The organism is Nonomuraea helvata (assembly GCF_039535785.1).
Lineage (GTDB): Bacteria > Actinomycetota > Actinomycetes > Streptosporangiales > Streptosporangiaceae > Nonomuraea > Nonomuraea helvata.
Genome location: NZ_BAAAXV010000005.1, coordinates 190730 through 203606 on the forward strand (window position 1 = coordinate 190730; position 12877 = coordinate 203606).

12 protein-coding genes are annotated in these 12877 nt (G+C 71.3%); 6 read left to right on the forward strand and 6 right to left on the reverse strand.

The window, feature by feature from the left end:
- Positions 1 to 70: 70 nt before the first annotated feature.
- Both ftsH and ABD830_RS20175 read right to left on the reverse strand, forming a co-directional pair.
- Positions 71 to 2011, reverse strand: coding sequence for an ATP-dependent zinc metalloprotease FtsH (gene ftsH, locus ABD830_RS20170; protein WP_344989351.1), 1941 nt, complete (start codon positions 2009 to 2011; stop codon positions 71 to 73).
- Positions 2012 to 2047: 36 nt separating this feature from the next.
- Positions 2048 to 2791, reverse strand: a complete 744-nt coding sequence (locus ABD830_RS20175) for a hypothetical protein (RefSeq protein WP_344989354.1) — start codon at positions 2789 to 2791, stop codon at positions 2048 to 2050.
- Positions 2792 to 2961: 170 nt separating this feature from the next.
- On the opposite strand from ABD830_RS20175, the gene ABD830_RS20180 reads away from it, so the two are divergent.
- Complete coding sequence (locus tag ABD830_RS20180; protein ID WP_344989357.1) at positions 2962 to 3924, forward strand: DUF3616 domain-containing protein; 963 nt, start codon at positions 2962 to 2964, stop codon at positions 3922 to 3924.
- Here the strand turns inward: ABD830_RS20180 and ABD830_RS20185 are convergent.
- Complete coding sequence (locus ABD830_RS20185; protein WP_344989360.1) at positions 3914 to 4591, reverse strand: peptidyl-tRNA hydrolase; 678 nt, start codon at positions 4589 to 4591, stop codon at positions 3914 to 3916. The genes ABD830_RS20180 and ABD830_RS20185 overlap by 11 nt on opposite strands.
- Entirely contained in the window at positions 4588 to 5850 is a 1263-nt protein-coding gene (locus ABD830_RS20190; RefSeq protein WP_344989363.1) for an MFS transporter, read from the reverse strand. The genes ABD830_RS20185 and ABD830_RS20190 overlap by 4 nt, the downstream gene beginning before the upstream one ends.
- A 71-nt stretch (positions 5851 to 5921) precedes the next feature.
- Between ABD830_RS20190 and ABD830_RS20195 the strand changes: the two genes are divergently transcribed.
- From ABD830_RS20195 to ABD830_RS20215, 5 genes are all read left to right on the forward strand, one after another.
- Positions 5922 to 6869 (forward strand): GlxA family transcriptional regulator, encoded by a 948-nt coding sequence (locus tag ABD830_RS20195; protein WP_344989366.1) that lies wholly within the window; start codon positions 5922 to 5924, stop codon positions 6867 to 6869.
- 73 nt (positions 6870 to 6942) lie between these two features.
- Positions 6943 to 7773: an SAM-dependent methyltransferase gene (locus tag ABD830_RS20200; RefSeq protein ID WP_344989369.1), complete on the forward strand. Its 831-nt coding sequence runs from the start codon at positions 6943 to 6945 to the stop codon at positions 7771 to 7773.
- A gap of 45 nt (positions 7774 to 7818) precedes the next feature.
- On the forward strand, positions 7819 to 8382 hold the full coding sequence (locus ABD830_RS20205; protein ID WP_344989371.1) for a CGNR zinc finger domain-containing protein: 564 nt from the start codon (positions 7819 to 7821) through the stop codon (positions 8380 to 8382).
- A 78-nt stretch (positions 8383 to 8460) separates the two neighbouring features.
- On the forward strand, positions 8461 to 8904 hold the full coding sequence (locus ABD830_RS20210) for a VOC family protein (protein ID WP_344989374.1): 444 nt from the start codon (positions 8461 to 8463) through the stop codon (positions 8902 to 8904).
- On the forward strand, positions 8904 to 9761 hold the full coding sequence (locus ABD830_RS20215; protein ID WP_344989377.1) for a pyridoxamine 5'-phosphate oxidase family protein: 858 nt from the start codon (positions 8904 to 8906) through the stop codon (positions 9759 to 9761). The genes ABD830_RS20210 and ABD830_RS20215 overlap by 1 nt, the downstream gene beginning before the upstream one ends.
- On the opposite strand, the gene ABD830_RS20220 is transcribed toward ABD830_RS20215, so the two are convergent.
- Positions 9745 to 12501 (reverse strand): caspase family protein, encoded by a 2757-nt coding sequence (locus ABD830_RS20220; protein WP_344989380.1) that lies wholly within the window; start codon positions 12499 to 12501, stop codon positions 9745 to 9747. The genes ABD830_RS20215 and ABD830_RS20220 overlap by 17 nt on opposite strands.
- A gap of 89 nt (positions 12502 to 12590) precedes the next feature.
- On the reverse strand, positions 12591 to 12833 hold the full coding sequence (locus tag ABD830_RS20225; RefSeq protein ID WP_344989383.1) for a hypothetical protein: 243 nt from the start codon (positions 12831 to 12833) through the stop codon (positions 12591 to 12593).
- Positions 12834 to 12877: the final 44 nt, after the last annotated feature.

A 12877-nucleotide genomic window follows, 5' to 3' on the forward strand; every position in this document is an offset into this window, starting at 1 on the left:
CGATCGACACACCCCCGATCGTTGTCCGGGAGGGTTCCCCGATCAGGACCGAGCCAACGCCCGATTTGCGCTAATTCTCGGAAAAGCCCGCCGGCTGGACCTCCGGCACGGAGGCGGAGCTGATCAGGCCCGCCGCCGCGTACGCGCTGGCCTCGTCGAGCGTCTCGTGTTCGAGCAGGGCCGCCACAATGGCGTCGAGCTTGTCGCGGTTGTCGGTGAGGATCTGGATCGCGCGCTCGTAGCACTCGTCCACGATCCGCCGCGCCTCCTCGTCCACGGTGGCGAGCGTCGCGGGCGAGGCCTGCGGCTGCTGGCCGTCGTTGGGCAGGATGGTCAGCGGGCCGACCTTCTCCGACATGCCCCAGCGCCCGACCATGCCCCGGGCGATCATGGTCACCTGCTCCAGGTCGTTCTCGGCGCCCGTGGTGATGACGCCGTACACGACCTGCTCGGCCGCCATCCCGCCGAGCGCTCCGGTGATGCGTCCGCGCAGGTACTGCTCGTCGTACGCGTACCGGTCGGTGTCGGGGGTGGACAGCGTGACCCCGAGCGCCCGCCCGCGCGGGATGATCGAGATCTTCCTGACCGGGTCGGCGCCCGGCTGGAGCATGCCGAGCAGCGCGTGACCGGCCTCGTGGAAGGCGGTCCTGGTGCGCTCCTCCTCCGGCATCACGATGCTGCGGGCCGCGCCGAGCTGCAGCTTCTCCAGCGCGTCGGCGAAGTCGGACGTCGTGACCTTCTCCCTGCCGCGCTTGGCGGCGAGCAGGGCGGCCTCGTTGACGAGGTTGGCGAGGTCGGCGCCGGTCATGCCGGGGGTGGTCTTGGCGAGCTGGTCGAGGCTGACCTCCCCGTCCAGCGGCACGCTGCGCGTGTGCACCGCCAGGATCGCCGTACGTCCCGCCGCGTCCGGCAGGCCCACCTGGACCGTACGGTCGAAGCGACCGGGACGCAGCAGCGCCGGGTCGAGGACCTCGGGACGGTTGGTGGCCCCGATGACGATCACGCCCTCGGCGCCCGAGAAGCCGTCCATCTCGGTGAGGATCTGGTTGAGCGTCTGCTCGCGCTCGTCGTGGCCGCCGAGACCGCCGGCCCCGCCGCGCGCCCGGCCGATGGCGTCGATCTCGTCGATGAACACGATCGACGGCGCCACCTTCCGCGCCTCCTCGAAGAGGTCGCGCACCCGCGAGGCGCCCACGCCGACGATCATCTCGATGAACTCGGAGGCGCTGGCCGAGAAGAACGGCACCTTGGCCTCGCCCGCGACCGCCCTGGCCAGCAGCGTCTTGCCGGTGCCGGGAGGGCCGGCGAGCAGCACGCCCTTGGGCAGCTTCGCGCCGAGCCTGCGGTACTTGCCGGGGTCCTTGAGGTAGTCGACGACCTCGACGAGCTCGTTCTCGACCTCGTCGATGCCGGCGACGTCGTCGAACGTGACCCGCACCTTCCCGGCCTCGACCGGCTTGGCCGCCTTGGACTTGCCGATCCCGCCGAGCCCGCCGCCCATCAGGCTGGCGCCGCGGCGCATGACCCAGATCCACAGCGCGGCCAGCAGCAGCACGGGCAGCAGCGACAGCAGCAGGTTGGAGAAGAAGCCGCGGGTGAGCGGCTTGGAGGTGATCTCGACCTGGCCGGTGGTGAGCTGCTGGTCGAGCTGGTCGGTGTTGGCGAACGCCGGGATCTCGGTCGCGAACTTGGTGTAGGTGGAGCCGCCCTCCGGGTTCTTCGCCGCCGATCTCAGGTCGCCCTCGACCGACAGGCCCTGGGCGTAGATGTCCTTGACGTTCTTGGCGTTCACCTGCTTGGTGAACTCGGTGTACGAGATCGTCTCGACGGATCCGCTGTCGACGAAGGAGGACACCAAGAAGAAGCCCGCGTACACCACGAGCAAGGTGACGACGAATCGCCACCAGTTGATCTTGGGTCGGCCTCCGGGCGTGCCGGGCAGGCCCTCCGAGCGCCAGGGCGGTTTGCCCTTGCCGTTCTTCGGTGCCTGCGGCGTTCCAGAGCGTTCCACGGCGTCACTCCCCACATCGCCGCATACATGATCTTTCTAGCCTAGAACACGCACCCCGGCGACCACGCGGCCGATGTCACGCCACTGCTTGCGCTGCGAGTCAGGCACTGTGACGAACGCCAGGCCCGGCTTGCTCATTCCCCCGTCCATCACGATGACGGCCGCACGAGACTGATGTCTTCCGTATTTGACCCGATAAATCAGGCTCCAGCCGTGTTTGACCGGCTGCGAGGCGAGCCAGGTGATCTTGGAGCCCTGGGGGTGGTGATTGAGCGTCCAGCGGGCGGCCAGCAGCGCCGTGTCGCGCGCCGACTTCTGCCGCATGATCGGGAGCGGACATGTGACGAACATCCCACGCAGGCTCGCGCCGCGCTTCCTGGGCAGCACCTGCTTGGAGGTGAACGGCGCCGCGCCGTACGTCTTCCACGGCCTGGGCATGTCCGGGACGGCCAGCCCCGTACGCGCGTCCTTGACGACCCGGCGCGGCGGCTTGGGGAGAGCCGCCCGCTTGACCTTGCGCGTCAGCCTGGGCACGCGCCGGTCGGCGTACAGGGCCTCCATGGCCGTGTAGCCCGGCGCGAGCGACGGCTCGGGAGAGGGCGTGTGCGTAACCGTGGGGACAGGGGAGGGTGCGGGACCGGACGAGGACGGTGCGGCCGGCGGCGCGGTGACCGGCCCCGCCGCGACCTCGTCCGGCCCTGACGGGAGCACTGCGACCAGCGCCACGGCCACGGCCGCGACTGCGCCGACCACGGCGAGCCCCCGGTACACCACCCGCATCCGAATATCTCCGATACGGGAGCGTTTGGGCGGAGAAGCAGGGATTCCCGGTCGCACCTTGGTCCTCACTCGGGAACCCTTGATCTCTTCTTCCCCATCGAGCACGAGCGGAGCGTACGACATATCCCGCCATCGCGTCCTAGAAGCTACCGAAGTGCAATCATGGCTTCGTGCAACAGGTTGAGCTGCGATTCGACCACGCCTCGCGAGCGTCCCAGACCCACACGAACCTCTCGGCGATCCGGCAGAGCTCAACCGGCCTCTGGGTGGCCGGCGACGAGACCGCCACCTTCGAGCATCTGACGTGGACAGGCGACCACTACGGCGGGCAGCGCACGTTCCGCCTGGCCGACTACGTCACTCTGCCCGCGGGCCCCGAGGACGAGGCCGACATCGAGGGCCTGGCCAGGGCGGACGGCCATCTCTGGCTGGTCGGCTCGCACAGCCTCAAGCGCAGGAAGGTCAAGTCCAAGGACCCGGAGAAGGCCGCCGACCGGCTGGCCACGGTGGTCAGGGAGGAGAACCGCTTCATCCTGGCACGCCTGCCGCTCCACGGCGAGACGCCCGGCCCTGGAACGATCCTGTCGGGCAAGGAGGCGCTGACCGCGCATCTGCGCGACGACCGGCACCTCGCGCCGTTCCTGGAGCTGCCCGGCAAGGACAACGGGCTCGACATCGAGGGCATCGCCGTCGTGTCCGACCGGGTCTACATCGGGCTCCGCGGTCCCGTGCTGCGGGGCTGGGCGGTGGTGCTGGAGCTGCGGCTCGAGGACGCGGGCAAGGGACGGATGCGGCTGCGCGAGCCGTACCGCAAGCACTTCCTGGACCTGGGCGGGCTGGGCGTGCGGGACCTGTGCCCGGACGGCGACTCGCTGCTGGTGCTCGCCGGGCCGACCATGGTCCTCGACGGTCCCGTACGTGTCGTGCGCTGGCGGCCCCGCCCCAAGCGGCAGGAGGTCGTTCCCGAGGACGACCTGGAGACGGTGACCGAGCTGCCCTACGGCCTGGGGTGCGACCATCCCGAAGGACTGGTGCGGCTGGCCGACGGCCGGCTCATGGTCGTGTACGACAGCCCGTCGCCCGCGCGGATCACCCCGGCGGGCGGCGTGCTGGCGGACGTCTTCACGATCTAGCCACGCGCCCCTTGAGCCAGGGCGCGTCCGCCACGAACGTGCACGAGCCCGGCTCGATCTCCGTGAACCCGGCGTCGCGCACCACCGGCAGCCCTTCGGCGACCATCGCGTCGAAGTCGGCCTGCGAGGCCGCCGTCCGCACGGAGACCGCGAGGCCCCGGGCGCGCCAGGCGTCCCGTTCGGCGGCGTCGCTGGCCCACCAGGCGAGCTGGGCGGCGTGCCCGGCCTGCGCCATGGCCTTGCCCGCGGACATGGCGAGCTCGGGGTTGGCCCACAGGATCGGCGGCTCGGCGGGCGGCGGGTCGGCGGTGTCGCTCAACTCGGTGCCGCCCACCTGCAGCCGCGCGAGGTCACGCGGCCAGCCGTCGAGCGGTACGGGCGGGTGCACGCGTACCTCGGCCGTGCGGTGCTCGACGGTGCGCCCCGGCAGCGCGGCCGCCCTGCGCCACTCGGCGCCCCTGGCCCGGCGCACCACCTTGCGGATCTTGCCGGTCGACTGCCAGGCGTGCAGCTCGGCGGTCCACTCCCCCGGGTCGTCCAGCAGGCTCAGCACGGCCATGGCGGCCGCCTCCAGGGCGTCTGTCCGCTCGGGGGGAGCGGCTCTCTCGATCCTGACGACCAGCGGCAGGACATAAAGCTCAAAGTTCTCGGAGTTCTCGGAGTTCATCGCCCTCTAGCATGCCCGATGGCCACCGACATGCCGGCGGCCAGGAGGCACAGAGCGCCGGCGCCGTACCAGGCGAGGTCGTAGGCGCCCAGATGGTCGCGGGTGAGCCCGGCGCCCACGGCGGCGAACGCGGCGCCGACCTGGTGCGAGCCGAACACCCACCCGAACACCACGGCCCCGTCGGCCCCGTAGATCCGCCGGCACAGCGCCACCGTGGGCGGCACGGTGGCCACCCAGTCCAGCCCGTAGAACACGATGAAGATCAGCATGCTGGGCTCGGTCGTGGCCGCGAACAGGCTCGGCAGCACCATCAGGGAGAGCCCGCGCAGCGCGTAGTAGACGCCCAGCAGCACCTTGGGGTCGATCTTGTCGCTGAGCCAGCCGGACGCGATCGTGCCCGCGATGTCGAAGATCCCGATGACCGCCAGCAGCCCGGCCGCGACGGGCTCGGCCATGCCGTGGTCGTGCGCGGCCGGGATGAAGTGGGTGCCGACCAGGCCGTTCGTGCTGGCCCCGCAGATCGCGAAGCCGCCCGCGAGCAGCCAGAACGGCCGCGTCCTCGCCGCCGAGGCGAGCACGGTGACCGCCCTGACGGCGGCGTTCACGGTGCTCGGCTGAGTGCGGACGGCGCCGGGGTCCGCGCCCAATGCCGTCGTGCCCACGTCCTCGGGACGGTCGCGCAGCAGCCACCACACGAACGGCACCACGGCCAGCGCCGCCCCGGACACGGTCAGCGAGGCGAAGCGCCACCCCGGCCCCTCGGCGAGCTGGGCGAGGACCGGCAGGAAGATCAGCTGCCCCGTGGCGCCTGCCGCGGTGAGCACGCCGGTGACCAGCCCGCGGTGCCGCACGAACCAGCGGTCCACCACGGTCGCGGCGAACACCAGCGCCATCGAGCCCGTTCCGAGCCCGACCAGCACACCCCAGAACAGCAGAAGCTGCCAGCTCGCGGTCATCAGGACGGTGAGGCCGCTGCCCGCGGCGATCAGCAGCAGCGCGACGGCGACCACCCGGCGCATGCCGAAGCGGTCCATCAGGGCGGCGGCGAAGGGGGCGGTCAGGCCGTAGAGCACCAGGTTGATCGAGACGGCCAGTGAGATCGTGCCGGCCGACCAGCCGAACTCCTCCTGGAGCGGGGTGATCAGCACGCCGGGGGTGGCGCGGAACCCGGCCGCGCCCAGGATCGCCACGAAGGCGACGGCCGCGACGAACCAGGCACGATGCACGCGGCCGCGCGTGGGGGTGGTGCTCAACGTCATGCGCCAATCCTGCTTTATCCCCTTACATGGTCACGAGTGGCCGGAAAGCCAATATGTGAAAGAATCAGGCCATGACACATCGGATCGTGGTCGTCGCGCTCAACCACTTCGCCCCGATCGATCTCGGCGTGCCCGGACAGGTGTTCGGGGTGGCCGAGACAGCGGGCGGCGAGAAGCTGTACGAGGTGGTGACCTGTTCGGAGGGGCGCATGCCGGTCCGCTGTTCCGCGGGCTACAGCGTGCTGCCCGACCACGATCTCGACGTGCTCGACACCGCCGACACGGTCGTGGTGCCCGGCATCCACGCGGGCCGGGCGATGCGGTACGGCACGATCTCTCCCACGCTGGCCGAGGCGCTGCAGGGGCGGCCTCGTACGATGTCGATCTGCACCGGCGCCTTCGTGCTGGCGGCGGCGGGGTTGCTCGACGGCCGTCCGGCCACCACGCACTGGCGCGACGCGGAGCTCTTCGCCCGGCTGTTCCCGCAGGTGAAGCTGGACCCCGACGTGCTGTTCGTGGACGACGGCGACGTGCTGACCTCGGCCGGGGTGGCGGCCGGGATGGACCTGTGCCTGCACGTCATCAGACGCGACCATGGCAGCGAGGTGGCCAACCGGGCGGCCCGCCGCTGCGTCATGCCGCCGTGGCGGGAGGGCGGCCAGGCCCAGTACATCGACCGGCACCTGCCGTACGCGGGCGGCGGCACGGCGGCCACGCGCGACTGGATGCTGGCCCACCTGGACCGCCCGCTCGACCTGGCCGCGCTGGCCGGGCACGCGAGGATGAGCGTGCGCACGTTCACCCGGCGCTTCCGCGACGAGACCGGCATGAGCCCGGCCAGATGGCTGAACGGGCAGCGCGTCCAGCACGCCAGGCGCCTGCTGGAGACGACGGACCTGGGCGTGGAGGAGGTGGCCAGGGAGGCGGGGTTCGGGACGGCGGTCTCGCTCCGGCAGCATCTGCATGCCGCCGTCGGGGTTTCGCCGCTGGCGTACCGGCATACGTTCCGCCGACCCTGAGTTTCTTGCGGCAAAAGCCGCATTTCCCCCTAGAATCGCCGCAAGAAGAAGATCGGCAAGGAGGGGTCGTCACATGGCCGACGCGGACCACTTACCCGCGGGGATCAACCCGAACGTGCCCAGCGTCGCCCGCATGTACGACTACTACCTCGGCGGCCGGGACAACTTCGCCGCCGACCGCGAGGCGGCCGAGAAGATGATGGAGATCGGCCGGAGGATGGGCAACGACGCCCGCGAGATCGCCCTGGCCAACCGCGCCTTCATCGGCCACGCCGTACGCATGCTCGCCGAGGCCGGGGTGCGCCAGTTCATCGACATCGGCGCGGGCCTGCCCACCCAGGACAACGTGCACCAGGTAGCCCAGCGGCACGCCCCCGGCTCCCGCGTCGTCTACGTGGACAACGACCCCATCGTGCTGATCCACGCCCGCGCGCTGCTGGCCAGGGACCCGGACGTCCTGGCGATCGAGGGCGATCTCAAGGACCCTGACGCCATCCTGGACGACCCGCGCGTCGCGGAGCATCTCGACCTCTCCCAGCCGTACGCCGTCCTGCTGGTCGCGGTGCTGCACTTCATCCCCGACAACGGCGAGGCCGACCGGATCGCCGCGCGCATCCGCGAGCGCCTGAGGCCCGGGGGCCATCTGGTGCTGTCGCACCTCCTGTACGCGGGCCACGACATGGACGATGTGGCCACGGCCGGTCAGCAGGTCTACTCCGGAACGACCTCGGGAGGCCTGGCGCGGCGCGGCTACGACGAGATCGCCTCCTTCTTCGACGGCCTGGAGCTGCTCGGCCCGGGCGTCGTGCCGGTGGCCGACTGGACGCCCGACGCCGCCCCCGGTGGCTCGTACGACCTCGCCAAAGGCGGCATCCTGGCCGGGGTCGGCCGCCGCCCGGCCTAGGCCGCCACCTCCAGCCTGCGTCGTCTCCCCGGTTAGATTGAGGGGGTGTCCCTCACCCTCGATTTCGTCAGCACGATCAGGGCCGAGCGGTCCGGCCTGATCGACCAGCTGTCCGACGTGGACGGCCTGACGGCCTGGACGCGTACGCACGCGGCCGACCTCGGCGACTTCGCCGTCACGGAGGAGCTGCGACAGGAGACGGTGCGCCTGCGGCAGGCCGTACGCGCGCTGTTCGCCAGGGCTGTGACGCCGGAGCCGCCGAGCCGCGCCGACGCGTCGACCCTGCCCGGATTCGAGGAGTCACTGGCTCTCGTCAACGCCACCGCCCTGGCCGCACCCACCGCACCCCAACTGCGCTGGAACGGCGAGCCGGCCCTCGTCATCGCGCCCGCCATGGAGACCGACCCGGGGACCCGGCTGCGCGCCAGACTCGCCACGGCAGCCGTCGAGTTCCTCGCGGGGCCGGAGCGTGCCCTGCTCCGCACCTGCCAGGCGCCGCGCTGCGTGCTCTATTTCCTCAAGGAGCACCCGCGCCAGGAGTGGTGCTCGACAGCCTGCGGCAATCGCGCCCGAGCGGCCAGGCACTACAAGGAGCGCCGGAAAATCTAACGTTTGCAATACCGCTTTGCCGTTATATGCTCTCGATCTAACGGCAAGACGGCCATGCATGCGTTAGAGGAGAGTGGGATGTCCTTTCAGACCGGACACATCGGGCTCAACGTCACCGATCTCGACAAGTCCAAGGAGTTCTACACGCGCGTCTTCGGGTTCACGGTGGCGGGCGAGTCGCACGAGGACGGCCGCAGGTACGCGTTCCTGACGCAGGACGGGACGCTCGTGCTGACACTCTGGCAGCAGAGCGAGGGCCGCTTCGCCACCGCCCGGCCGGGGCTGCATCACCTGTCTTTCCAGGTGGCCAACCTCGAAGCGGTACGGCGTGTGGAGACCGTGCTCAGGGAGATCGGCGCCACCCTGCACCACGACGGCATCGTGCCGCACCGTGAGGGCGCCTCGTCGGGCGGCGTGTTCTTCGAGGACCCCGACGGCATCCGGCTGGAGGTCTCCTCCCCGGACGGCGCCGGCGACCGTCCCGCACCCGCCTCCGACGCGCCGACCTGCGGTTTCTTCTAATGAGGCATCCGGGAGAGGTTGCCGTACAGCGGCGGGCGGGGGTGCGGGCGGAGGACCACGGCAGCTCGCGGACGCGCCCGCAGATCCCGGAGGTGGCGGCCGCGTTCCTGCGAAACCAGCACATGATCGTCCTGGGCGCGACCGACGACGGCGGGCGCGTCTGGGCCGGCGTGCTGACGGGTCCCACGGGCTTCGCGTCGCCGTCGGACGATCGGACGATCGTGCTGAACGCCGTGCCGGACGCCGCCGATCCCCTTCACGGGATGTTCGCACGGGAGCGCGACATCGGCCTGCTGGCCATCGAGCCGCACACGCGGCGCAGGATGCGCGTGAACGGCACCGCCGTACAGGCCGGTGATGCTCTGGTGGTGTGGACGGAGCAGGTCTACTCGAACTGCCCCAAGTACATTCAGACCCGCTCCCCCACCTCCGCTCCGGGCACCCCTGCCGGTCTGGGGCGCGGGACCTCGCTGTCCGACCGGCACCGGAGGTGGATCGCGGAGGCGGACACGTTCTTCATCGGCACGCGAGCCGCCGGGTTCGGGGCGGACGTGTCACACCGGGGCGGCAACCCGGGGTTCGTCCAGGTCACGGGAGCGCGCTCGCTGGAGTTCCTCGACTACCAGGGCAACTCGATGTACATGACGCTCGGGAACCTGGAGCTGGACCCGGCGGCCGGGCTGCTGTTCGTGGACTGGGAGCGCGGGCAGACGCTGCAGCTCACGGGCCGGGCCCGGGTGGAGTGGGGAGAGCGGCGGGTGGTGCGTTTCGAGCTGGACGAGTACGCGCACCTGACCGACACGGTGTCGGCCGGCTGGACCGCTCCCGGCTACCACCGCTTCAACCCACCGGTCTAGCGTCTCTGTCCAGGAAGGCCGCGGTGCCCGCGCAGATCGCCGCGACGAAGAGCGTGATCATGAAGGCCGGCAGAGTGTCCAACAGCGCCGTGTTGTGCACCAAGCCGACGATCAACGTGAACTGGACCACGGTCAGCGACTCGGGCCGGGGGCGGCGTGCCTGGGCCGTCATGACGAGCAGGACCACGATGACCGGGAGATAGGCGGGAGCTCCCTCGTGCTCGTAGGAGCCGTCGACGTACATGGAGAGCATGGCAGCGGCGATGAGGATCGAGGCCGCCGTGCTCAGCACGACGGGTCGTCGAGCGTGGCCTGCCCGCCAGTCCGTGACCGCGCGGACGACGACCGCGAGAACGAGGACACCCGCGACCGCCAGTACGAGCCTCTCGCCGTCCGTCTCTCCGACCATTCTCGGGGCTTTCAGGTCGATGACGATCAGTGACAGGATGAGCAGCCCGGCGACCGCCGCCACGGCCCTGCCCACACCCTCGTGGGCCAGGGCCGTTTCGGTGAGCACCACCACGAGGATCAGCAGCGCGCCCGCGACGAACGTCGTCATCGGCTGGGCGGGGAATCCTGTCCGGAGAAGCTGGGCGGCCAGGCCCAGGTGGAGCGCGGCCGACCCGGCCGCCACACCCAGAAGCGCCGCGCGCCTGCGCCCGTCCGGCAAGAGGCCGATCGCAGCCGCCGCGGCGGCCGTCAGGATGCTCCAGAGCGGGAGTTCGCCCAGCAGATCGGCGGGGAAGCGTGCCGTGCCGAGGCTGCTGTTGGCCGGGCCGACCATGAGGAGGAGCGCGGCCACGAGGGCGGACGCACGCCGAACCAGCTCCCAGCGCCGCCCACCCGGAGCCCGATCCGGTCTGGGGACGACGGCCACCGGCTCCACGCCGTCGTCGGCGATCCCCGCACGCGCCGGGACGTGGGCCGTTGACGTGTCACTCCCTGCCCCGGCGCCGCCAGGTGCCGGCTGCGCCTGCGCGGCCTCCGCGACAGCCGTCGGCTCCGGTACGACGGCGGGCTCCGTCATCGGCGCGGACGGCCCACCGCCCCCAGCGGACGGCCCACCGCCCCCAGCGGACGGCCCACCGCCCCCAGCGGACGGCCCATCGCCGGCAGCGGACGGCCCGTCGCCGGCGAGCGCCGGCTCCCCGGCCGCGCCCGGCGTGGCCGTACCGGATCCCGCCGCTGCGCCTGCCCTGGGCGGTGGCGCCGGTTTGGCCGGCGTGCTCGGTGGGCCGGCCTTCGATCGCCGCGTCGGCGGCCCGACGTCCGACGTCCCCGACGGCGCGGGAGGCGGCAGCGGTGCGGCCGGGCTTCGGGTGGCGCCCGAGCCGGGGCCGGGAGGTGGAGTGGCGGACGCGTGGACGGGCCCCGCTCCCGGGTCGCGGAGGGGAATCGCGAGGACGCGGGCGGCGGCGGCCGAGACCATCCGGCTGTCGTCGTCAGCCAGTTCTTCCAGCGCCAGCCGGGCCGCCAGCGCGAGGCCGGCGTGCCGGCTGTGCCGCAGCCGTTCCAGTGCGTCGATCGTACCGGCCCTGATCTTGGCGATCGGGTGGTCGATCGCCTCCTGCAACTCCGGAGGCAGCGCCGCCGGCCGGTCCACCGGCCGGCTGCGGCGCGCGATGACCAGGTCGCCCTGCACGTCGAACGTCCACTTGCCCGGCGTCTGGTTGGGCGTGACCGCGCGCACCCGGTCGTAGACGTAGTCGTACAGCTCGTCGATGCCCACGTAACCGTCCAGGTCGCGGTCGGCGTCGCCCGTTTCCAGCCCCTGCACCAGCGCGCTGGTGAAGACCGACGGCGACGTCTCGCGAGTGTCGGCGAGGTCGGTCCCGTCGAAGGCGTACTCCATCGCGTTGGAAGCGGTGATGACCACCCGCCCGCGCCCGCCGAACTGCTCCTCCACGTGGACGTCCGCCCCTGCCCTCGGCAGCGCGCCGCGCGTGAACGCACCCGCGTAGCAGCAGTCGAGCAGCAGCACGACGCGCCTGCACCGGCTGCGGCTCATCCGCCGGTTGACGAACTCGGCGGACACAGCGGTTGCGGCGAGCCGGTTGAGCTTGGTGCTCGGGGTGGCGAAGTAGAGCTCGCCGCTGTCGTCCTTGACCCCGTGGCCGGAGAAGTGCAGCAAGAGCAGGTCGTCGGGGTGTCGATCGGCGAAGAACTCCTCCACGGCCTCGTTGATGACGGCGGTGGGCTCGTTGAGCATCGTGCGCACGTCGAACCCGCCGATGGCCTCGTCGCCCAGGACCCTGGCCAGCGCCTCGGCGTCCAGCGCGGGCGCCCGCAGCCCCCGCAGCCCGGGATCCCGGTATTCGTCGTTGGCCACGACCAGGGCCATACGCCTGCCTGCCCGCGCGGGCGTGCCCGGTTGCCTTCGCCGTAACCAGACCTCGGTGAGCCGGCGTTGCTCGGCGGAGGCGATGCCGGTCAGCTCAAGCACGTCGCCCTCGATGTCCAGCTTGACGGAGCGGTGCTGGTTGCGGGTGAGCCAGGCGGTCACCGCGTTCACGATGGCGCCGAGCAGCTCCGTGCCGGCCAGCGCGACGACCAGACCGCCGACCGTGAACGACAGGACCGCCCTCGCACCTTCGGGCACCGCTCCCGCCTCGGCCGCGCTCGCCGCCACATCGAGCTCGAGCAGCTCGGCGCGGAGCCGCGCGGTGGCCTCGTCCAGCTCCTGCGGATCGGCGGCGTCATCGACCACCTGCAGGAGCAACCTGGTCGTCTCACTCACCATGGGCCACCTCTCAAGGCAGCTGGAGGACCGCGTCGCAACGCATTGTAGGCACTACGGTGAGTGTGAGTCAGCGCCTTTTCCGCCGCCTGTCAGCCCGCCCAGATCCACGGCTCCGCGACCGGAACCGCGCTGTAGTCCTCGCCCGCGACGGGGCAGATCTCCTCCCAGTGCACCCACCGCGCGCCTTCACTCGCCTTCGGCGGCCAGAGCAGGTAGCCCCACCGCACCCCTTCGGTGTCATCACCCCAGGCCAGCAAATACCGCGCCGACGCGGCGTGCTCCACGATGGGCGGCCGCCAGAGCTCGGGCAGATCCCGCGTGTTCAGATCCATACCAACCATTATACGAACACATATTCGATTCGCGCGGAATGCTA